General features: G+C 69.2%; 20 protein-coding genes and 1 pseudogene. 7 read left to right on the top strand and 14 right to left on the bottom strand.

Going from position 1 to position 21,086, the window contains the following annotated elements:
• Positions 1–35: 35 nt before the first annotated feature.
• From PO78_RS09930 to ompR, 6 genes and pseudogenes are all read right to left on the bottom strand, one after another.
• Positions 36–818, bottom strand: a complete 783-nt coding sequence (locus PO78_RS09930) for a peptidylprolyl isomerase (protein WP_004325532.1) — start codon at positions 816–818, stop codon at positions 36–38.
• 10 nt (positions 819–828) lie between these two features.
• Complete coding sequence (locus PO78_RS09925) at positions 829–1,116, bottom strand: BolA family protein (protein ID WP_004325533.1); 288 nt, start codon at positions 1,114–1,116, stop codon at positions 829–831.
• Positions 1,113–1,412 (bottom strand): YciI family protein, encoded by a 300-nt coding sequence (locus tag PO78_RS09920; RefSeq protein WP_004325535.1) that lies wholly within the window; start codon positions 1,410–1,412, stop codon positions 1,113–1,115. Before PO78_RS09920 ends, PO78_RS09925 begins: the two co-directional genes overlap by 4 nt.
• Complete coding sequence (locus tag PO78_RS09915; protein ID WP_004325536.1) at positions 1,412–2,020, bottom strand: septation protein A; 609 nt, start codon at positions 2,018–2,020, stop codon at positions 1,412–1,414. The genes PO78_RS09920 and PO78_RS09915 overlap by 1 nt, the downstream gene beginning before the upstream one ends.
• A pseudogene (locus PO78_RS09910) lies at positions 2,017–3,433 on the bottom strand (ATP-binding protein). The gene PO78_RS09915 and the pseudogene PO78_RS09910 overlap by 4 nt, the downstream one beginning before the upstream one ends.
• On the bottom strand, positions 3,433–4,206 hold the full coding sequence (gene ompR / locus PO78_RS09905; protein WP_004322133.1) for an osmolarity response regulator transcription factor OmpR: 774 nt from the start codon (positions 4,204–4,206) through the stop codon (positions 3,433–3,435). The pseudogene PO78_RS09910 and the gene ompR overlap by 1 nt, the downstream one beginning before the upstream one ends.
• A gap of 237 nt (positions 4,207–4,443) precedes the next feature.
• On the opposite strand from ompR, the gene PO78_RS09900 reads away from it, so the two are divergent.
• The 4 genes from PO78_RS09900 to PO78_RS09885 all read left to right on the top strand — a co-directional run bounded on the left by PO78_RS09900 (position 4,444) and on the right by PO78_RS09885 (position 6,991).
• Positions 4,444–4,806 (top strand): hypothetical protein, encoded by a 363-nt coding sequence (locus PO78_RS09900; RefSeq protein WP_012585450.1) that lies wholly within the window; start codon positions 4,444–4,446, stop codon positions 4,804–4,806.
• Positions 4,807–4,938: 132 nt separating this feature from the next.
• On the top strand, positions 4,939–5,631 hold the full coding sequence (gene tsaB, locus PO78_RS09895; RefSeq protein WP_043743444.1) for a tRNA (adenosine(37)-N6)-threonylcarbamoyltransferase complex dimerization subunit type 1 TsaB: 693 nt from the start codon (positions 4,939–4,941) through the stop codon (positions 5,629–5,631).
• Positions 5,631–6,077, top strand: coding sequence for a ribosomal protein S18-alanine N-acetyltransferase (rimI, locus tag PO78_RS09890; protein ID WP_004322136.1), 447 nt, complete (start codon positions 5,631–5,633; stop codon positions 6,075–6,077). The genes tsaB and rimI overlap by 1 nt, the downstream gene beginning before the upstream one ends.
• Positions 6,077–6,991, top strand: coding sequence for a uracil-DNA glycosylase (locus tag PO78_RS09885; protein WP_043743443.1), 915 nt, complete (start codon positions 6,077–6,079; stop codon positions 6,989–6,991). Before rimI ends, PO78_RS09885 begins: the two co-directional genes overlap by 1 nt.
• A gap of 48 nt (positions 6,992–7,039) precedes the next feature.
• Here PO78_RS09885 and lplT read toward each other — a convergent pair whose 3' ends face one another.
• Positions 7,040–8,290: a lysophospholipid transporter LplT gene (lplT, locus tag PO78_RS09880; RefSeq protein ID WP_004322141.1), complete on the bottom strand. Its 1,251-nt coding sequence runs from the start codon at positions 8,288–8,290 to the stop codon at positions 7,040–7,042.
• A gap of 217 nt (positions 8,291–8,507) precedes the next feature.
• Between lplT and PO78_RS09875 the strand changes: the two genes are divergently transcribed.
• Positions 8,508–9,419 (top strand): LysR family transcriptional regulator, encoded by a 912-nt coding sequence (locus tag PO78_RS09875; protein ID WP_012585449.1) that lies wholly within the window; start codon positions 8,508–8,510, stop codon positions 9,417–9,419.
• 61 nt (positions 9,420–9,480) lie between these two features.
• Positions 9,481–10,899: a DNA repair protein RadA gene (gene radA, locus PO78_RS09870; protein WP_004322149.1), complete on the top strand. Its 1,419-nt coding sequence runs from the start codon at positions 9,481–9,483 to the stop codon at positions 10,897–10,899.
• 228 nt (positions 10,900–11,127) lie between these two features.
• Here the strand turns inward: radA and PO78_RS09865 are convergent, their stop codons facing one another.
• From PO78_RS09865 to PO78_RS09840, 6 genes are all read right to left on the bottom strand, one after another.
• Positions 11,128–11,571: a hydrogenase maturation protease gene (locus tag PO78_RS09865; RefSeq protein ID WP_004322151.1), complete on the bottom strand. Its 444-nt coding sequence runs from the start codon at positions 11,569–11,571 to the stop codon at positions 11,128–11,130.
• Positions 11,568–13,034, bottom strand: a complete 1,467-nt coding sequence (locus PO78_RS09860) for a Ni/Fe hydrogenase subunit alpha (protein WP_012585448.1) — start codon at positions 13,032–13,034, stop codon at positions 11,568–11,570. Before PO78_RS09860 ends, PO78_RS09865 begins: the two co-directional genes overlap by 4 nt.
• Positions 13,035–13,142: 108 nt before the next feature.
• Positions 13,143–13,724, bottom strand: coding sequence for an NADP oxidoreductase (locus tag PO78_RS09855; RefSeq protein ID WP_012585447.1), 582 nt, complete (start codon positions 13,722–13,724; stop codon positions 13,143–13,145).
• Positions 13,721–14,452, bottom strand: coding sequence for a 2Fe-2S iron-sulfur cluster-binding protein (locus PO78_RS09850; RefSeq protein ID WP_004302164.1), 732 nt, complete (start codon positions 14,450–14,452; stop codon positions 13,721–13,723). Before PO78_RS09850 ends, PO78_RS09855 begins: the two co-directional genes overlap by 4 nt.
• Entirely contained in the window at positions 14,449–16,332 is a 1,884-nt protein-coding gene (locus tag PO78_RS09845) for an NAD(P)H-dependent oxidoreductase subunit E (protein WP_004302162.1), read from the bottom strand. Before PO78_RS09845 ends, PO78_RS09850 begins: the two co-directional genes overlap by 4 nt.
• A 154-nt stretch (positions 16,333–16,486) precedes the next feature.
• Positions 16,487–18,961 carry a glycogen/starch/alpha-glucan phosphorylase gene (locus PO78_RS09840; protein ID WP_043743442.1) on the bottom strand — a complete coding sequence of 825 codons (2,475 nt, stop codon included), beginning with the start codon at positions 18,959–18,961 and terminating at the stop codon, positions 16,487–16,489.
• A gap of 269 nt (positions 18,962–19,230) precedes the next feature.
• Here PO78_RS09840 and PO78_RS09835 point away from each other — a divergent pair, with 269 nt between their 5' ends.
• Positions 19,231–19,815, top strand: coding sequence for a class I SAM-dependent methyltransferase (locus PO78_RS09835; RefSeq protein WP_082047722.1), 585 nt, complete (start codon positions 19,231–19,233; stop codon positions 19,813–19,815).
• 213 nt (positions 19,816–20,028) lie between these two features.
• Here PO78_RS09835 and mnmH read toward each other — a convergent pair whose 3' ends face one another.
• Positions 20,029–21,081 carry a tRNA 2-selenouridine(34) synthase MnmH gene (gene mnmH, locus PO78_RS09830; RefSeq protein WP_040828618.1) on the bottom strand — a complete coding sequence of 351 codons (1,053 nt, stop codon included), beginning with the start codon at positions 21,079–21,081 and terminating at the stop codon, positions 20,029–20,031.
• Between the last annotated feature and the right edge of the window lie 5 nt (positions 21,082–21,086).

Here is a 21,086-nt window from a genome sequence, read left to right as displayed (position 1 = left end):
GCAGGAGCGTCGGAAGGCGCGGACAGGACGGGCGCTTACTCGACCTTGGCCTTCTCGCGCAGATCGAGCACGTGGCGCTCGATCTTCTGCTGCTGCAGGCGTTGCTGCAGTTGCGGCTTGACCTCCTCGAACGGCGGCGGTTGCACGTCGCGCACGTCGTCGAGCTGGATCACGTGATAGCCGAAATCGCTCTTGACGGGCGTCGTCGTGTATTTGCCCTTCTGGAGCTGGACCATCGCATCCGAGAACGGCTTCACGTACATGGCGGGGTTGCTCCAGCCGAGCTCGCCGCCGCGCTCCTTGGAGCCCGGGTCGCGCGACTCCTTGGCGACTTCCTCGAAGGCGGTACCGCCCTGCAGGCGGGCGATGATCGCCTTGGCCTGGTCTTCGGTCTCGACCAGCACGTGGCGGGGCTTGTATTCCTTGTCGCCCATGCGGCCCTTGATGGCCTCGTATTCCTTCTTCAGCTCGGCGTCGTCGACCGGGTTCGTGCGCACGTAGTCCTGCAGGTAGGCACGGATCAGGATGGCCTGGCGGGCCATCTCCATCTGCGCCTTCACGTCCGCCTTCTTGTCCAGGCCCCTCTTGCCGGCTTCCTGGCTCAGTACCTCGCGGCGGATCAGTTCCTCGCGCACCGCATTGCGCAGCTGTTCACCGTCGGGCGCGCCCTGGGCGCGCTGCTCGGCCAGCATGGCGTCGGAACGCTCGCCGGGAATCGCGACTCCATTGACCTTGGCGACCGGGGATGCGGCGAGGGCGGGCAGCGCGAGGAAGCCGGCAAGCAGGGTGATGGCGAGACGGCTCGGGAAATGTTTCATGGAGATTCCTTCAATGTCCTTGTGATTCGGCCTCTGCGGCCGTTAGCGCGCGGATGGCGAGGGCATGGATGTCCTTGTGCATCATGTCCCCGACCGCGTCGTAGATCATACGCTGCCGGACGACTCTGCTGCAGCCCTGGAAAGCTTCCGAGACGATGAAAACCCGATAATGTCCGCCTCCCTCGCGCGCACCCGCGTGCCCGGCGTGCAGCGCGCTGTCGTCGCCGATCTCGAGGCGTGTCGGTGCGAAGCGTTCCTGCAGCGCGGCGCGGATGCGCTCGACCCTCGTCGCGCTCACGGCAGCGTCTTCCGGAACGGGCGCACGGTGGTCCGTACGAACACGCCCTGGCGCACGTAGGGGTCGTCCCGAAGCCAGGCCTCGGCGCTGGCGAGCGAGTCGAACTCGGCGACGATCAGGCTGCCGGCGAAGCCCGCCGGGCCGGGGTCGGGCGAGTCGATCGCGGGCATCGGCCCGGCCAGCAACAGGCGGCCGTCGTCGCGCAATGCCTCGAGGCGGGCGACATGTTGCGGGCGCACCGCGAGGCGCGTCTCGAGCGCGCCGGGAGCGTCCTCTCCGATCAGGGCGTAGAGCATCAGTTGCTTTCCTCTTCCATGTGACGGGACAGGTAGAAACCCTGGGCGAGCACGAAGGCGAGCATCAGCCCCATGCCGCCGAACATCTTGAAGTCGACCCAGGCTTCTTCGCTGAAGTTGTAGGCGACCCAAAGGTTGAGCACGCCCATCGCGATGAAGAAACCGGCCCAGGCGAGGTTGAGCCGCGCCCAAACCGGGTCCGGTAGCTTGATCTGGGCCTCCAGCATGGTGCGGATGAGGTTGCGTCCGAGCAGCGAGGCCGAGCCGAGCAGCACCACGCCGAACAGCCAGTAGAGCGCGGTCGGCTTCCACTTGATGAAGGTGGGGTTGTGGAAGAAGAGGGTGGCGCCGCCGAATACGACGATGATCGCCAGGCTGATCCACAGCATGGTGTCCACCTTGCGGTGCTTGAGCCACACCAGTGCGATCTGCAGGAAGGTGGCGAGGATGGCGACGAAGGTCGCGATCAGGATGGGCGCCTGCGAGACCGCGATGCCGTCGCCCAGCCAGCCGGCAGCGAAGGCATGCGAGGCTTCGGGGTTGGCGCCGCCGATCTTGTAGGCGGCGAAGAAAAGGATCACCGGCAGGAGATCGAAGAGGAATTTCATGGTCGGTCCGGTTCGCTGTGCGCGGAGCGCCGCATTCTATCCTGTTCCCCGGCGGGAGCCGCGAGCGGCAGGCAGAGCGCCGCGCGCAGACCGCCGCCATCGCGGGCGGACAGCTCGAGGCGGCCCTGGTGGGCGCGCATCACCCGATCCACGATCGCCAGGCCCAGGCCGGCGCCCTTCGTGTTGCTGCGCGCCTTCTCGAGCCGGGTGAAGGGCTGGCGCATGCGCTCGATCTCGCTCTCGGGGATGCCCGGTCCGCGGTCGGCGACCTCGATGCGTGCCTGCCCGTCCTCGATGGAGACCGTCACCTCCAGCGGCGCGTTCCCGCCCGCGTAGCGCAGGGCGTTGTCGATCAGGTTGGCGAGCGCGCGCCGGATCGACAGGGCGCGCGCCTGTACGAACAGGCTCTCCGGGACCTCCAGGCGAAGATCCACGCCGCGCAACCGGTACGGTTCGGTGACCTCGCGCGCCAGGGTGGCGAGATCGATGGCCGCGGTGGGTTCCTGCGCGTCGCCGCGGCCGAAGTCGAGGAACTGGCCGATGATGCGATCCATTTCGCCGATGTCCGCGACCATCGCGGTGACCTCGTCGTCGGGCGCACCCGACATCTCGATACCCAGGCGCAGGCGCGCGAGCGGCGTGCGCAGGTCGTGGGAGACGCCAGCGAGGATCAGCGCGCGGTCCTCGTCCATGCGCGCGAGGTTGCCCGCCATCTGGTTGAAGGCGCGCGCCACCAGCGCAATCTCCTGCGGGCCGCTCTCGGGCTGCGGAGGCGGGCGCTCGCCGCTGCCCACCATGCGCGCCGCGCGCGCGAGCTGGCGCAGGGGCGCGCTCACCCGGGCAACGATCAGGAAGGCGCCGAGCAGGGCGGCGAGCAGCGCGCCCCCCCCCCCAGCCGAGCCAGCCGAAATCGTCCGGGTTCTCGATACGCTCGGGCGGCAGCATCACCCAGTATTCATCGTTGGCGTCGTCCGGATCGAGACGGAAGCTCACCCAGAAGCCGTCCAGCGTCTTCCAGCGCGAGGCGAAGCGGGTATGGTCGCCGAGCTGCCGACGTACGTCGGCAGTGAGCAAGCGCAAGGGCCGGGTGTCGGCGAGCGGCGCGAGCTCGTCGGTGGCCTCGGCGGGATAGATGCGGATGCCTTCCAGGGCGGCGAGGTCGATCAGCAGATCCATGCGACGGTCGAAGTCGGCATTGATCAGCGCGGTGCGGGTGAGGTTGATCACCGAAACCACCATCTGCGCCACGTCGCGCGAGCGCGCCGGCTCCTGGAAGTAGCGGAAGATCTGCACCCAGCTGCCGAGGGCGACGATCAGCAGCAGCGCGACGAGCAGGAAGGTCTGCCAGAGCAGGGTGCTCGGCAGCAGGCGGGGCCGCGCCGGCCCGCCCGCTGCCTCGACCGTGCCCGCCATCAGTCCTCGCCGCCGGCCGGGGTGTCCGGCTGCCCGCCGTTGTCCTCGCCGCCCTTTTGCTCATCGGGCACGAAGACGTAGCCGAAACCCCACACGGTCTGGATGTAGCGCGGCTTGGCGGGATCGTCCTCGACCAGCTTGCGCAGGCGCGAGACCTGGACGTCGATCGCCCGGTCGAACACACCGTACTCGCGCCCGCGCGCGAGTTCCATCAACTTGTCGCGGGACAGCGGCTGGCGCGGGTGGGTTAGCAGCACCTTGAGCAGCGAGAATTCGCCGGTGGTGAGCTGAATCTCCTCGCCATCGCGGACAAGCACGCGGGTGCCCAGGTTCACCTTGACCCGGCCAAACGCGACGATCTCGTCCTCGGGGGTGGGCGCGCCCGGCAGGGTGTGGGGCTGGCGACGCATCACCGCCTGGATACGCGCCACCAGCTCACGCGGGTTGAAGGGCTTCGCGACGTAGTCGTCGGCGCCCATCTCCAGCCCGACGATGCGATCCACGTCGTCACCCTTGGCGGTGAGCATGATGACCGGGATCTGGTTCTCGGCCGCGCGCAGCCGGCGACAGATCGACAGCCCGTCCTCGCCGGGCAGCATCAGGTCGAGCACGATCAGGTCGTAATGCTCGCGGTGCAGGGCGCGATCCATCATCGGCGCATCGCCGACGGCCTTCACCGAAAAGCCTTGTTCCTGAAGGTATCGGGACAGCAACTCGCGCAGGCGCGCGTCGTCATCCACCACGAGAATGCGATAGCGGTTTTTCTGGTTCATGAACGGAATGCTAGCCTGACTCGCGGCAGGGTGCCAGCCTTCCCGGGGCCGGTCGCGGGGGGCTCCCGGTAAGCCTTCGTAAGGCGGGGACGGAGAGGCAATATCGGCTTACAAAGCAGTCGCGATCAGGCCCGCGAAGGCTTTGCGCACCGGGCGGTTTGCCGTAAGGTGCGGTCATCGCTTTCCTGCGTCGGTTCCGTGCCTCCTCGAGGCCGTAGGGGCCGACGTCGTGCTCTCATGACCCCTTTCCGCGTTTCCCGCGCCTTCCGGCATCCCGCGCAGCACCTTGCCTGCCGGCCGTGCGTGCGCGCTTACCTCGTTTGCGGCTTGCTGGCGTTCTTCGTCTTCGCGCCCACCACGGCCAGCGCGCAGCTACGCTTCATCGTCGGTGGAGAGGAGCAGGCGCAACGCTTGCGTCCGGCGGGAGCAGAGGACCGGCAGGAATGGCGCGACACCCTGAGCGACCAGCGCAACGAGCGCGAGGGCGCGCGCGAGCGCCGGCGCATGAGCGAGGAGGAGCGCAGCGACCTGCGGCGCCACATGCGCGACGCCGCGCGCGGCGCCTACCGCGAGGAATCGGGGCGCAAGCCGCAGCGCTGAGCACTCGGCAATCCGGCAGTCGGGATACCCGCACCCGCATGCGGTCGCGGTCTTCGTTCGCCCCTGTCGATGCCGCCGCGTGACAACCGCGGCCGCAACGAACCGGCGCGCTCCCGGTAGAATGGCGGCCCCATGAACATCCTCTCCATCGAAACCGCCACCGAACACGGCAGCGTCGCGTTGCTGCATGGTGACGAGCTGCTCGTCCGCCGCATCCAGGGCGCGGCCAATCACTCCGAGGCGGTGCTGCGCGACCTGCGCGAACTCCTTGCCGAGACCGGGCTCGCCGTGGCGCGGCTGGACGCGGTCGCCTTCGGCGCCGGTCCCGGTGCCTTCACCGGGCTGCGGCTGGCTTGCGGTGTCGCGCAAGGCATCGCGCTGGCAGCGGATCTCGGCGTGGCCGTGGTCGGCAGCCTGCAGGCGCTCGCGCTCCAGGTCGGCGCGCCGCGGGTGCTGGCGGCCACCGATGCGCGCATGGGCGAGATCTACTGGGCGAGTTTCGTGACCGACACCGAAGGGGTGCCGCAGCCGCAGGGCATGCCGCGCTGTTGCGCGCCGCTGGATCTCGAGCTGCCCTCCGGCCAGTGGAGCGCTGCCGGGTCGGCCTTCCGCGCCTGGCCGGAGGAACTCGAGGCGCGCACTGCAGGGCGTCTCGTCGCCTGCCAGCCCGACCTTCACCCGCGTGCGGAAGAGATTGCCCGCCTCGGGGCGATCCAGGCGCGCGAAGGCGGGCTGGTGGCCCCCGAGCAGGCCGCGCCGCTCTACGTGCGCGACAAGGTCGCCTTCACCACCGCCGAGCGACTCGCGCGCGGAGGGCGTGCCTGATGCTGGCGCTGGCCTTTGCGCCGATGGGCGAGGGAGACCTCGACTGGGTCGGCGCGCGCGAGGCGGAGCTCCATGCCCATCCCTGGTCGCGCGGCAATTTCGCCGACTCGCTGGCCAGCGGCTACGACGCCTGGATCCTGTCCTGCGACGGTGTCCCTTCCGGCTACGCGGTCGTGATGAACGTGCTCGACGAAGCGCATCTGCTCGACATCGGCATCGTCGGCGAGCTGCAGGGCAGGGGGCTGGGCAAGCGCTTCCTCGACTGGCTGGCCGAAGGGGCGAAGACGCGCGGCGCGCGGGATTTCTACCTCGAGGTGCGGCCTTCCAACGCCGCGGCGCTGCGCCTCTACGCGCGCAGCGGCTTCGTCGAGATCGGTCGCCGGCGCGGGTATTACCCCGCGGCGGGTGGGCGCGAGGACGCGATCGTGATGAGGCGGGCGCTGTGATGTCGCCGCGCCTGTCCTCCCGCCGCGACGCGGTGCTGCGCGAGATGGGGCTCGGCCCGATCTGGCGCCTGCGCACGCGGAAGGCGGAGGTCTCCGAAGCGGATGATGCGGAGCGTGAAGCGGCCGAGCCTGCATCGACCGAAACCGACGCGACCGCCTCGCCCCGGGTCGAGGTGCCGCGTACGCCGAATCCTCCCCCAGCCGCACCGGCCCGGGCTGCCGGACCGCGATCGAGCGTTGCGTTCCAAGCCGGCCCGCACCGTGCCGCGCGCCCCCAGCCCGCGGACGCTTCGACGCCCGCAGCCGTTCGCATTGCGCCTGCGGCGCCGGATCCGGCTCGCGGCGCCCGCATCTCCACGCTCGAATGGGACGCGCTCGAAGCCGAGATCCGCGATTGCAAGGCCTGTGGGCTGTGCGAGCGCCGCAAGCAGGCCGTGCCCGGCGTGGGCGACCGCCAGGCACGCTGGATGCTGGTGGGCGAGGCGCCGGGCGCGGAGGAGGACCAGCGTGGCGAGCCCTTCGTCGGCCAGGCCGGGCGCCTGCTCGACAACATGCTCGCGGCGATCGGGCTGAAGCGCGGAGAAGACGTCTATATCGCAAATGCGGTCAAGTGCCGACCGCCACACAACCGCACTCCAGAACGCGGCGAGATCGCCGCCTGCCAGCCGTATCTCGATCGCCAGATCGCGCTCGTGCAGCCGCAGCTGCTGGTCGCGCTCGGCCGTCCGGCCGCCCAGGCCCTGCTCGATCGCGAGATCGCAATCTCGGCCGCGCGCGGCAAGCGCTTCGAGCGCGCGGGCACTCCGGTCGTGGTCACCTACCATCCGGCCTATCTGCTGCGCAATCCGCAGGACAAGGCCAAGGCATGGGAAGACCTCTGCTTCGCGCGCCGGCTGATCGCCGAGACGGGGTGAAGGCGGTGGCGGGGTGCCGGGCGGGCCGGGGGCGAAGGCCGCCCGGCCTCAGTGCGGGCGATCCTCGAGCAGCGCCACGTTGTCGAATTCGCGCTGGTTGGCTTCGTGGCGGCGCTTCACCAGCAGCATGGTGCCGGCGACAAAGAGCCCGAACAGCACGATCACGGTGTTGATCGACAGGCCGAGCACGATCAGCAGCGCATAGGTGCCGGTCATCATCAGGATCGACAGGTTCTCGTTGAAGTTCTGCACGGCGATCGAGTGCCCGGCGCCCATCAGGATGTGGCCGCGGTGCTGCAGCAGGGCGTTCATCGGCACCACGAAGAAGCCTGCCAGCCCGCCCACGATCACCATCAGCGCCATCGCGACCCAGGCCTCGGTGACGCCGACCATGATCATCACTCCGAGGCCCATGGCGATGCCGAGCGGGATCACGTTCACCGCGCGCCGGAGCGTGATGTAGCGCGCCGCCAGCACCGCGCCGGTGGCCACGCCGAGCGCCACCACGCCCTGCAGCATCGAGGCCTGCGACAGGTTCATGCCCAGGTTGTGCTCGGCCCACTTGATCACGATGAACTGCAGCGTCGCGCCTGCGCCCCAGAACAGCGTGGTGACCGCGAGCGAGATCTGCCCGAGCTTGTCGCGCCAGAGCAGGCGCAGGCAGTGGTTGAAGTCGTGCAGCAGGTAGAGCGGATTGCTCTTGAGCGGCTTGTGGTCCACCCCGGTGTCGGGGATGTACATGTTGAAGATCGCCGCCACCAGGTACAGGGTGCCGACCACCAGCACCGCCGCGCCGAAGGCCGAGCCGGCGCCGGGCAGGCCCAGCCCCATCAGCCAGGTGGAGACGTCGCCACGGATCATGATCCCGCCGATCACGGTGCCGACGATGATCGCCGCCACCGTGAGGCCCTCGATCCAGCCGTTGGCCACCACCAGCAGGCGGTGGGGCAGATACTCGGTGAGGATGCCGTACTTCGCCGGCGAGTAGGCCGCCGCGCCCAGTCCGATCACCGCGTAGGCGAAGAGTGGATGCGTACCCAGGAAAAGCATCAGGCAGCCGCCGATCTTGATCGTGTTGCTGATCAGCATCACTCGCCACTTGGGCATCGAATCGGCGAAGGCGCCGACGAAGGCGGCGAGCGCGACGTAGGAGACGGTGAAGAAGAGCTTGAGCAGCGGCTCGTATTCGGAGGGGGCCGCCATGTCCCGGAGCATGGCGATGGCGATGATCAGCAAGGCGTTGTCGGCCAGCGCGGAGAAGAACTGCGCTGCCATGATGATGTAGAAGCCGAGCGGCATCGTCGGGTCGCGGCGGAAGGTCGAAGCGCGGTTTATATCACGAAGCGGATTGCCCTGTGATGATCTCGCGCAGCGCTTGTGCGAGGGCGCGCAGATGCCCGTATGGCAACGGTTTGAGGCCGCAGCGAGCAGGTTCTCGGGATGAACGCGCAGGGATCCACCTGAATGCGCCGGTTTGTGCTTTAATTCACGTAAATAAAACGTACTTATCCACGCCATGGCAGATCGCAGACTCCAGGTTTTCCACGCGGTTGCGAAGCACGGCTCGTTCACCCGAGCCGCGGAACACCTCCACATGACGCAACCGGCCGTCACCTTCCAGATCAAGCAGCTCGAGGAACACTTCGACACCCGCCTGCTCGATCGCGGGCACGGCAAGATCACGCTCACCGCCGCGGGCGAGCTCGTGCTCGCCTACGCCGAGCGCATCCTCGGTCTGTCGGCCGAGCTCGACTCGCGCGTCTCCGAACTCACCGACGAGCTCGCCGGCCAGCTGCGCATCGGCACCAGCACGACGATCGCCGCCTACTGGCTGCCGCAGGTGCTGGAGAGCTTCAAGCGCCGCTACCCCGGCGTGCTGCCGCGCGTGGTGGTCGGAACCTCCAAGCTCACCGAGGATCGCGTCGCCGCGCGCGATCTCGACCTCGGCCTCATCGAGATCGCCACCGAGCAGCCCAGCATCGAACGCCGCAGCGCCGCGCGCGACGACCTCCTGGTGATCTGCAGCCCCGGCCACCCGCTGGCGAAGTTCAAGGAGCTCACCGCCCGCGACCTGGTCGGCCACCCCTTCATCGACCGCGACCCTGGCAACGGCATCCGCCAGATCGCCGACGAGTTCTTCGAGGCCGCCGGCATCGCCGGCAGCCAGATCACCCTGTGCGCCGAACTCGGCAGCCTCGCCGCGGTCAAGCAGCTCGCGGCCGCGGGCCTCGGCTTCGCGATCGCCTCCGGGCGCGCGATCCGGCGCGACGTGGAAGAGGGCAGGCTGGTGGCGATCCCGCTGCAGCCGCGGCTGCACACCCCGCTCGAGGTCATCCTGCCACGCGACAAGTTCCGCTCGCGCCTGATCAACGCCTTCGCCGACCACGTCTGCGAGGAGTTCGCCCGCATCGCGACCGAGCAGGACTGATTCCCCGCAAGTTTTTGCTCCGGCCGCGGCCGGGGCCCTGACGCAGTTACGGAAGACCCTGATGGCACGGCAGAAATCCGCTTTCGTCTGCACCGAATGCGGTGCGCAGGCCGTGCGCTGGCAAGGCCAGTGCCCGCAGTGCCAGGCCTGGAACACCCTTGTCGAAACCGTGCTCGAGCCCGCAGCGCCGGCTGCGGGCAGCCGCTTCGCCGCGCTCGCCGGCGAGACCAGCCGGCTGCAGCCCCTGTCCGCGCTCGAACCCCGCGAAGAACCCCGCCAGCCCACCGGTCTCGACGAGTTCGACCGCGTGCTCGGTGGCGGCCTGGTCGCCGGCGGCGTGGTGCTGATCGGCGGCGACCCGGGTATCGGAAAATCCACCCTGCTGCTGCAGGCGCTCTCCAACCTGGCCGCGACGAGTGCGTCGGCTGGCAGCGAGGGCGCGACGGGCAAGGGCACCAAGGCGGGCGGCGTCATCTACGTCAGCGGCGAGGAGTCGGGCGAGCAGGTCGCGCTGCGTGCCCAGCGCCTGCAGTTACCGCAGTCGCCCCTGCAGATGCTCGCCGAGATCAACCTCGAACGCATCCTCCACACCCTGCGCGAGGCGCGCCCGCGCGTGGCGGTCATCGACTCGATCCAGACCGTCTATTCCGAGACCCTGCAGTCCGCCCCCGGCTCGGTCGCCCAAGTGCGCGAATGCGCCGCCCAGCTCACCCGCTTTGCCAAGCAGAGCGGAACCAGCCTGATCCTGGTCGGCCACGTCACCAAGGACGGCACGCTCGCCGGCCCGCGCGTGCTCGAGCACATCGTAGACACCGTGCTGTACTTCGAGGGCGACACGCACTCCAGCTTCCGCCTGATCCGCGCCTTCAAGAACCGCTTCGGCGCGGTCAACGAGCTCGGCGTGTTCGCCATGACCGAGCGCGGCCTGCGCGGTGTGTCCAATCCCTCCGCGATCTTCCTGTCGCAGCACTCGCAGCAGGTCGCCGGCAGCTGCGTGCTGATCACCCAGGAGGGCACGCGCCCGCTGCTGGTCGAGGTGCAGGCCTTGGTCGATTCGTCGCAGAGCCCCAACCCGCGCCGGCTGTCGGTGGGCCTGGAGCAGAACCGCCTGGCGATGCTGCTCGCGGTCATGCACCGTCACGCCGGCGTGGTCTGCTTCGACCAGGACGTTTTCGTGAATGCGGTCGGCGGCGTCAAGATCACCGAGCCGGCCGCCGACCTCGCGATCCTGTTCGCGATCGTCTCCTCGCTGCGCGACCGCCCGCTTCGGCGCGGCCTCGCGGTGTTCGGCGAGGTCGGTCTCGCCGGCGAGATCCGGCCCGCACCGCGTGGCCAGGAGCGCCTGAAGGAAGCCGCCAAGCTCGGCTTCGACACCGCCATCGTTCCGCGCGCCAATGCGCCGAAGCATCCGATCGAGGGCCTGAAGGTGATCGCGGTCGAGCGCGTGGAGGAGGCCCTGGAGCAGTTGCGCGGGTTGTAAGCGGGAAGGTAAGTCGCATCCCTGTACGAGCGCCGCCAGGCGCGAATGCAGCGTCGACCGTCCCACCCACGTCGATTCCCCGCACGCAGGAATCGCGGCTCGCGCCGCTCCCACACGACACCCGCAAGCGCGCCGTTTCTTGCAGGAGCGCCGCCAGGCGCGAATGCGGCGTCGGCCGTCCCACCCACGTCGATAATGAGTCCGCCGAGTTCGCGGCTTGCGCCGCTTCTACAGGTCGGGGAGCCAGGCCGTGAAGGCCGCGATGGCGGCGCGCAGGTTGGCGTTGGCGGAGGGGGCTGGCGCGGTGCCGAGCTCCCATGAGTCACCGCGGATGGCGAGCAACCAACTGGGCGGCGCGGGCCGGCCCTCGAGGTCCTCGAACACCTGTAGCACGCTCTGCGGCGAGACCGAGTGGGTGGTGAAGCTGTCGTCGCGGGCCGCTGCGATCGGCTGGAATTCGAAAGGCGGCCGTGCCGTACCGGATGCATCGACGAACAGGATCCGGCTACGGCGACGCAGATCCAGCGCATGCTCGACCTGGAGCTGGAAATCGGTCAGGCACTCGATCCCCGGCAGCTTCATCGCCTCGACCGCCTCCACGAACAGCGGCCCGAGCGCGTCGTCGCCGCGGCTCGGATTTCCCCATCCGAAGACCAGCACCGGCGCGCTCATGCCTTGTATTTCCGGTCCAGCTCCGTGCCCTCGGCATCCACCAGCGTGACCTCCAGCGGCATCTGCCCGAGCGCGTGGGTGGCGCAGGACAGGCAGGGGTCGAAGGCGCGGATGGCGACCTCGATGTGGTTGAGCAGTCCCTCGGTGATCTCCTGGCCGTGGAGGTATTGCTTCGCGACCTCGCGCACCGCCGTGTTCATCGCCTGGTTGTTGTTGGTGGTGGAGACGATCAGGTTGGCCATGGTGACGAGGTCGTCGTCGCCCACCTGGTAGTGGTGGAAGAGGGTGCCGCGCGGGGCCTCGATCACGCCCACACCCTCGCGCCGGCGCTCGCCGCTCGTCATGAGCTCGGTGCCGGAGAGGTCGTCGTCGTGAAGCAGGTCCTTGATGGTCTCGGCGGCGAAGAGCATCTCGATCATGCGCGCCCAGTGGAAGGCCAGGCTGCCGTGCAGCGGCTTGCCGCCGGCGTACGCGACGAGTTCGCGGCGCTCGTGCTCGGCAAACGGCGTGGGGATGCTGTCGCAGTTCTGCACGCGCGCGAGCGGGCCGACCTTGTACCAGCCCGCCTCCGGGCCCATCGACGTGAAGTAGGGAAACTTCATGTAGCTCCAGGGCTTGACCTCCTCGGTGATGAGGCGGTCGTAAGTCTGGTAGTCCACCTGGTCGAAGAGGATCCTGCCGTCGGCGTCCCTGGCGCGCAGCACGCCGTGGTAGAGGTCGAGGCTGCCGTCGGGCGCGACCAGGCCCATGAAGCTCGAGCGCACGGTGCCGAAGTGGTCGTAGAGCGCGCGGTCCTGCTGGTGGAGTTCCTTGATGATGCGCACCGCGTCGCGGCTCCAGGCGATCATCTGGTAGGCATCGGCGAGCAGGAGCTTGCGTTCGTCGGCGCTCAGCGCGCGATTGACGCCCCCCGGTACCGCGCCGGTGCCATGCACGCGCTTGCCGGCGGTGAGGCGGATCACCTCCTGGCCGAACTTGCGCAGCAGGATGCCTTTCTTCGCGATGTCGGGATATTGCTGTGCCACGCCGACGATGTTGCGCCGACCGAGCTCGGAGCCGAAGCCGAACAGCAGGTCGGGCGAGGACAGGTGGAAGAAGTGCAGCGCGTGCGACTGCAGGATCTGGCCGTAGTGCATCAGGCGGCGCATCTTGTCGGCGGTCGGCGTGACGCGTGCGGCGCCGACGACGAGGTCGAGCGCCTTGCTCGCGGCGAGGTGGTGCGACACCGGGCAGATGCCGCACAGGCGCTGCACCATCACCGGCACTTCCCAGTACGGCCGCCCCTGGATGAAGCGCTCGAAGCCGCGGAACTCCACGATGTGCAGGCGCACCTGGTGCACCTTGTTGTCCTCGTCGAGCAGGATGGTGACCTTGCCGTGGCCTTCCACGCGCGAGACGGGGTCGATTGCGATACGGCGCAAGGTATCGCTGGCGACTGTGGCGGTTTCGAGTTGAAAGCTCATTTGGATATCGTCGTCAGTGAGAGGCTCGCGGCTTGCGCCACTCCTGCCGAAAAGCGAGGTGCTCGAGCTTCCTGCAGGAGCGGCGCGAGCCGCGAGCCTTTCGGGGTTTCAGTCATAGTGCAGCAGCCCATGTCCCAGGCTCGGGTCCTTGCCTTCGATCAACTGGGTCAGGAAGGCCCAGATCGCGTCGCCCGATGGCGGGCAGCCAGGCAAGAAGTAATCGATCCTCACCACCTCATGCACCGGATGGACCTGGTTGAGCGGCAGCGGCAGCTCGGGGTCGTCGGGAATGCGGCTGCCCTCGGCGAGACCGTGGCCGGTTCGATAGACCTCCTGCAGGAGGTCGGCGAGCTCGAGGTGATTGCGCTGTGCAGGCAGCCCGCCGTTGACCGCGCACGCGCCGAGCGCGATCAGCACCTTGCAGTTGGCGCGGAATTCGCGCAGCACATGCACGTTCTCGGCGTTGCACACCCCGCCCTCGATGAGGCCGATGTCGCAGGGGCCGCAGTGCTTGATGTCGGTGAGCGGCGAGCGGTCGAACTCGACGAGTTCGAGCAGCGGCAGCAGGCGCTCGTCGATGTCGAGAAAGGACATGTGGCAGCCGAAGCAGCCCGCGAGCGAGACGGTGGCGACCTTGAGCTTGCGTGGCGCGCCGCCAGCGTCGATCTTTGCGATGTCGATGTCCATCATCGAGCCTCCTCGATGCCGGCACCGGCCTTGCCTTCGGGGCTGGTGCTCGCGCTGATCGGCCGGCGGTCGTAGGTCCGCTGCCCGATCGGCACGGCGAAGCCCACCCGTTTACTGAGGATCACGCCCACCGGACAGACCGCGGCGGCGCGGTCGGTGACGGCGAAGTCGGTGTCGGCGAGCCGCCCCGTGTCGCTGTTGACCACCAGGTGCGACTGCGTGCCGCGGCCGGCGAGCGCGAACACGTTCTTGCCGTCGACATCGCGGCTGGCGCGCACGCACAGCTCGCACAGGATGCAGCGGTTGAACTCGAGCAGCACGTCGGGGTGCGAGGCGTCCACCGGGCGATCGGGGTAGAAGTGGTCGAAATGCGGCGTCAGCATGCCCATCTCGTAGGCGGTGGCTTGCAGTGCGCAGTCGCCGCTCTTCTCGCACGAAGGGCAGAAGTGGTTGCCTTCGACGAAGAGCAGCTGCAGCAGCGTGCGGCGCTTGGCGTCGAGCTCTGCCGTGCGGTTCTCCACCTCCTGGCCGGCGGCGGCGCGCACCGTGCAGGACGTGGCGAAGCGCCCGCCGATCTTCACCGTGCACAGCTTGCACGAGCCGTGCGCGGCAAAGTCGGGGTGCCAGCACAGGTGCGGGATGTACTTGCCCGCGGCGGCGGCGGCCTGCATCACGGTCTGGCCGGGGGTGAAGGGGATGTCCTCGCCGTCGAGCAGGAAGGAATCGTTCATGGCTGCAGATCCTTTGCCGAGGCGGCCTCGGCGGAGGAGGGGACGGACTGCGCGGCGCCCGCTGTGGTGGCGCCCTGCGCATGGGGGCGCTCCTCGACCAGGGCCTCGTGGTTGTCGCCGAGGTGGGCGCCGGGGTCGTCGCGGCCGGTCATCCGGCGCGCCTGCGACAGCGCCGCGTCGAGGTCGAAGGCGGGCTCGTAGTCGGGCGAGTGCAGGCGGCGCTCGAAGGCGGGGCGGAACTTGGCCAGCATGTCGTCGATCGCGATCGTCGCCGTGTTGCCCAGGCCGCAGTGGCTGGCGCCCTGCATCAGGCGGTGCATCTTCGCGATCTCGTCGAGGTCGTAGGGCGAGCCGTGGTCGGCGGCGAGCTTGTCCAGCAGGCGGGCGTTGACCGCGGTGCCGACGCGGCAGGGCGTGCAGAAGCCGCAGCTCTCGTGGGCGAAGAAGTGGGCGAAGTTGTGCGCCACCTCGAACATGTCGCGGGAACGGTCGAACACCATGATCGAGCCGCCGGTGGCGACATCCTCGAAGGCGATGCGACGACCGAACTCGTCGGCAGCCAGGCAATGCCCGGCCGCGCCGGCGCTCGTCACCGCCTGCGTGTCGCGCGCGCCGGCGGCCTCGAGCACCTCGGCCACGGTGACACCGAAGGGAAACTCGTAGATGCCCGGGCGCTCGACGTCGCCCGACACCGACAGCAGCTTGGTGCCGGTCGAGGCCGGGGTGCCGATGGCGTGGAACCAGTCGCCGCCGCGCACCGCGATCAGCGCGGCGAGGGCGAGCGTCTCGACGTTGTTCACCGTGGTCGGCTGCCCGCGATAGCCGTTGGTGACCGGGAAGGGCGGGCGGATGCGCGGCTTGCCCGGCTTGCCTTCGAGCGACTCGATCAGCGCGGATTCCTCGCCGCAGATGTAGGCGCCGGCGCCGAGGTGGATCTCGATGTCGAAGGAGAAGCCGCGGCCCAGGATGTTGCGCCCGAGCAGGTTCTGTTCGCGGCGCTGGGCGAGGCGTGTTTCCAGGCGGTCGAGCAGGTAGCGGTATTCGCCGCGCAGGTAGATGAAGCCCTTGTTGGCGCCGATCGCCATGCCGGCGATGCACATGCCGTCGACCACCAGGTCGAAGTAGCTCGACAGCAGCACGCGGTCCTTGAAGGTGCCGGGCTCGCCCTCGTCGGCGTTGCAGATCACGTAGTGCGCGTCGCCCCAGGCGTCGCGGCACGAGCGCCACTTGATGTCGCTGCCGAAACCCGCGCCGCCGCGGCCGCGCAGTCCGGAGCGCTCGATCTCCCACAGCAGCCCGGTGGGGCCGCGCTCGAGCGCCGCGGCGAGCGCCGCACCCGGCGCCAGGCCATGGTCGAGCAGCACGTCGCGGCGGCGGAGCTTGTCCTCGACATGGAACCACTCCGGCGGCCAGTCGCCCACCGGCACCCGGCGGCGGATCAGGTGCGCCATCTCGTCGATGCGCTCGAGCGTGAGGCGGGTGATCGTGCGCCCGTTGGCCAGCAGCGCCGGCCCCTGGTCGCACATGCCGGTGCACGAGGTGGTCGACACTCTCGCCAGGCCGTCCTCCGACACCTTGCCCGGCTGCAGCCAGAGCTTGTCGCACAGCGTCTGCATCAGCGCCTGGTTGCCGAGCATGCGGTCGGTGATGTTGTCGGAGAACAGGATGCGGTATTCGCCCGCCGGCCGGGTGTGCAGGAAGCTGTAGAAGCTCGCGGTGCTCTCGACGCGGGCGCGCGGGATGCCGAGCGCGCCCGCCAGCGCGGAGAGCGTGGCCGGCGGCAGCCAGCCGTCACGGGCCTGGAGCTCGATCAGGATCTGCAGCAACTGCAGCGGATCGCGCCGGTGACGCTCCAGGATGGTTTCGAGTTCTGCCGTCATCGCCGCAAGCTCCCTGTGATTGCGTGCCCCTGCCGCGCGATTATCGCCCGCCGCACTCCGCGACGCTCATGGAAAGCGTGCGCGGGGCCGATGCATTGCACTTATTCGTGCCGATCGCGCCGCGGGCGGCTCCCATGCCGCCGCCCGCGTGCCTTCATAGCCCGCCCGGGCTGCCGATGCGCAGCGGCTCGGTGTGCCAGATCGTGCGCGCGTACTCGGCGATGGTGCGGTCGGACGAGAACGCCCCCATGCCGGCGATGTTGAGCAGGCTGCAGCGGCTCCATTGCAGCGGATCGCGGTAGCGCGCGTCGGCCTGGTCCTGGGCGTCGAGATAGCTGGCGTAGTCGGCCAGCAGCAGGTAGTGGTCGCCCCAGTTCACCAGGGTGTCGAAGATCGCCTGGTATCGCCCCGGCTCGTCCGGGCTGAAGAGGCCCGCCCGGATCGCGTCGAGCGCCGCGGCCAGGCGCGCGTCGCGCTCGTAGTACTGGCGCGGCTGGTAGCCGCCGTTGCGGATCTGCGCGACCTCGGCTGCGGTGTGGCCGAAGATGAAGATGTTGTCCTCGCCGACCTGCTCGCGGATCTCGACGTTGGCGCCGTCCAGCGTGCCGATGGTGAGCGCGCCGTTGAGTGCGAGCTTCATGTTGCCGGTGCCCGAGGCCTCGGTGCCGGCGGTGGAGATCTGCTCGGAGAGGTCTGCGGCCGGAATGATGAGCTCGGCCAGGCTGACGCTGAAGTTGGGCACGAAGACCACCTTGAGGCGCTCGCCGACGCGCGCATCGGCGTTGATGACCGCAGCCACGTCGTTGATGAGGCGGATCACCAGCTTGGCCATGCGATAGGCCGAGGCCGCCTTGCCGGAGAAGATCGCCACCCGCGGCACGTGTTCGCCGTTCGGCTCGGCGAGGATGCGTTGGTAGCGGCTCACCAGGTGCAGCACGTTGAGCAGCTGGCGCTTGTACTCGTGGATGCGCTTGACGTGAACATCGAAGAGCGCGGCCGGATCGACGTGGAGCCCGCAGTGCTGGCCGATCCACTGCGCCAGACGCAGCTTGTTGGCCTGCTTGACCGCGCGCAGCGTGTGCAGGAAGTCGGCGTCGTCGGCGTGCGCGCGCAGGCCCTGGAGCTGCTCGAGGTCGCGCCGCCAGGCTGGACCGATGCGGCTGTCGATCAGCGCCGCCAGCCCTGGGTTGGCGTGCGCCAGCCAGCGCCGCGGCGTCACGCCGTTGGTCTTGTTGTTGAAGCGCTGCGGCCAGGCGCGCGCGAAGTCGGCGAAGATCGACTCGCGCATCAGCGCCGAATGCAGCGCCGAAACGCCATTGACCGAGTGCGAGGCGACGATCGCGAGGTAGGCCATGCGCACGCGGCGCTCGCCCTGTTCATCGATCAGCGACATGCGGCGCATGCGCTCGACGTCGGGCCCGAGCTCGGCGTTGAGCTCGGCGAGGAAGTGCGCGTTGATGTCGAAGATCATGCGCAGGTGGCGCGGCAGCACGCAGCCGAGCATCTCCAGCGGCCAGGTCTCGAGCGCCTCGTGCATCAGGGTGTGGTTGGTGTAGGAGAACACCCGCCGGCACAACGCCCAGGCGCGCGCCCATTCCAGCCCGTGCTCGTCGACCAGCAGGCGCATCAGCTCGGGCACCGCGAGCACCGGGTGGGTGTCGTTGAGGTGGATGCTGACCTTGTCGGGCAGGGCGTCGAAGTCGGTGTGGCCGACAAGGTAGCGGCGCAGGATGTCCTGCAGGCTGGCGGAGACGAAGAAATACTCCTGGCGCAGGCGCAGCTCGCGGCCCTCGAGGGTGGAGTCGTCCGGGTAGAGCACGCGTGAGACGTTCTCGGAGTGGTTCTTGCTCTCCACCGCGCCGAAATAGTTGCCGCGGTTGAAGGCCGACAGGTCGATCTCCTCGGTGGCGCGTGCCGACCACAGGCGCAGGGTGTTGGTCACCTCGGTGCCATAGCCGGGGATGATCGAGTCGTAGGCCATCGCCAGCACGTCGTCGGTGCCCACCCAATGCACGCGCCCGCCATCCTCCTGCAGGTGGCCGCCGAAGCGGATGCGCATGCGGATCTCGGGGCGGGGGAACTCCCACGGGTTGCCGTGCGTGAGCCAGTAGTCGGGCACCTCGACCTGTTGCCCGTCGACGATCTGCTGGCGGAACATGCCGTAGTCGTAGCGGATGCCGTAGCCGAAGCCGGGCACGCCGAGCGTGGCCATGGAGTCGAGAAAGCAGGCGGCGAGGCGACCGAGGCCGCCGTTGCCGAGCGCGGCGTCGGGCTCGAGCTCGGGCAGGCTGTCGGGGTCGATGTCGAGCAAGCGCAGCGCCTCGCGCACCGGGCCGGCGAGTTCGAGGGCGAGCATGGCGTTGCCCAGGCTGCGGCCGATGAGGAACTCCATCGACAGGTAATAGACGCGCTTGACGTCCTGCGCGTAGCTCGCCCGTGTGGTCTTCATCCAGCGCTCGACCAGGTGGTCGCGCACGGTGTAGGCGACTGCGTGCAGCCAGTCTTCCGGCAGCGCCGACTCGGGGTTCTTGCCGATCTGGTACATCAGCTTGTTGGCGATCGCGCGCTTGAGCGACTCGACGTCGGTGCTGGGGCGGTCGTACTGGAGGGTGAACTGGGCAAGATCCATGGTGACGTCGGTGAAGGTCCGGTAATCGGGTGGCGCGGCCGCGGCCGGCGTGGTGACGTGGCGAAATTCGCTAGTTTAGGCCTTTCGCCTGCAATGGCGCTCGATCGCCCGCCCGTGCCTGTGCGTCGGTCCCGGGCATGGGGCGCGCGGGCAGCGCGAGGTGGGAGGGCAAGCCTGCGACGCACGGCATGCCGTGCGTCGCTAGAATGCGGTGGCCACGCCCGGTCTTGCCGCGCCCCCGCGACGAGGCTTGCATCCAAGGAGCCCCCATGTCTTCCGATCCCGTCCCCGAACCCCGCCGTCACCCCAGCCTGCAAGGTGCCGGCGGCGCTCCCTCCGATTGGGTACGGCGCTTCACCGCGCTGCTCGCGGACGGCGCGCGCGTGCTCGACTTCGCCGCGGGGGGCGGCCGGCATGCGCGCTGGCTTGCGGCGCGCGGCTGCAGCGTCACCGCGGTCGATCGGGACGCCGCGGCGCTGGCGACGCTGGATGGGGTGGCGGGGATCGCGACGCGAGTACTCGAGCTCGAGGGTGCGGACTGGCCACTCGGCGGCGAGCGCTTCGACGCCGTGGTGGTCGCCAATTACCTGTATCGGCCGCGCCTGGCGGAGCTTTTCGAGCTGGTGCGCCCGGGCGGCGTGCTGATCTACGAGACCTTCATGCTCGGCAACGAGCGCTTCGGCAAGCCCTCGAACCCCGATTTCCTGCTCCGTCCGCGCGAACTGCTCGACTGCCTTCCGGAGGGCTGGAGCGTGGTGGCCTTCGAGCAGGGCGAGATCGAGCGTCCGGCGATGATCCAGCGCCTGTGCGCGACCCGCGGCGCATCGCCGGGCCGCCTGCCACAATCCGTCTAGGCTTGGCGGCCACCTGGGCGAAGATGCGACGGTGTCCGCCCCTCGGCCGGAGAGATCGCGACCTGCGTCGCCGCAACGGGCCGACCCGATCGCGACTCGCGTCGCTCCCACCGGCCGATGCGGACGTCGGCGCCACAGGGAACGCGCCGGTTCTTCGAGGAAACGCGCGTCCCGATTGGGGTGGCGGGGCTGCTCGGGCTCGCCCCGGACACTTCACTCCGCAGCTTCGGCGAGAATGCGACCGGCCAGCGCGCGCACCCCGGCCGCGCTCAGGTCGGCGCTCTCCACCCGCAGCGCGTCGGCGTAGTGCACGTAGTTGTGATTCTGCGAACGATGGTAAAGCGGGTCGTAGTGCTGGTCGATCAGCTCGGCGAACAGCTCGGGGAGCGCGTGTGCGGCGGCGAGCGATTTCCAGCGCTCGAGCGTCTCGCGGCTCTGGTGCTCGCGCAGGCGGTGCAGCTTGTCCTGCAGCGCGCCCACGTCGTCGCCGAGGTAGGCGTAGTCGCGCACCAGAAACTCGAGGCGGGCCGCGCGCGTGGCGTCGATCAGGATGCAGGGCGCGCGCCGCATCGCCAGGATCAGCGCCTCGGGCACGAAGACCAGGCCGATCTTGCGGCTCTCGGCCTCGACATACACCGGGCGCGCCGGATCGAGCCGGCGCAGGCGATCCCACAGCAGGGTCTCGAAGCGCTTCTGCGCCGGCTGCGGACGGTCGGGCAGGGCGCCGAGCACCGAGCCCTTGTGCGCGGCGAGGTCCTCCAGGTCGAGCACCTGCGCCCCTTGTGCCGCGAGCGCCTCGAGCACGCGCGTCTTCGCGCTGCCGGTCGGGCCGCACACGATGCGCAACGCCAGCGTGGGTACGATGCGCTCGATCTCGGCGATCACCAGGTGGCGGAAGGCCTTGTAGCCGCCCTCGAGCTGGCAGGCGTCCCAGCCCACCATGCGCAGCCAGGTGGTGAAGGAGCCGCTGCGCTGGCCGCCGCGCCAGCAGTAGATGAGGGGGCGCCAGTTCTTGGGCTTGTCCTGCAGCGTGGCGAGCATGTGGCGCGAGATGTTGGCGGCCACCAGCGCGCCGCCGAGGCGGCGGGCGTCGAAGGCCGACTGCTGCTTGTACATCGTGCCGACGACGATGCGCTCGTCGTTGTCGAGCACCGGCAGGTTGATCGCGCCGGGAATGTGGTCTTCGGCGAACTCGGCGGGCGTGCGCGCGTCGATGATCTCGTCAAAGCCGGACAGCTGTGCTACGGTCGCGACGCCTTTTTGCATGATGT

Origin of the sequence: Thauera sp. SWB20 (genome assembly GCF_000831325.1) — a bacterium.
Classification (GTDB): Bacteria; Pseudomonadota; Gammaproteobacteria; order Burkholderiales; family Rhodocyclaceae; genus Thauera; species Thauera aminoaromatica.
The sequence above is the reverse complement of the archived record's forward strand: the minus strand, read 5'-3'. Positions and strand labels throughout refer to the sequence as shown.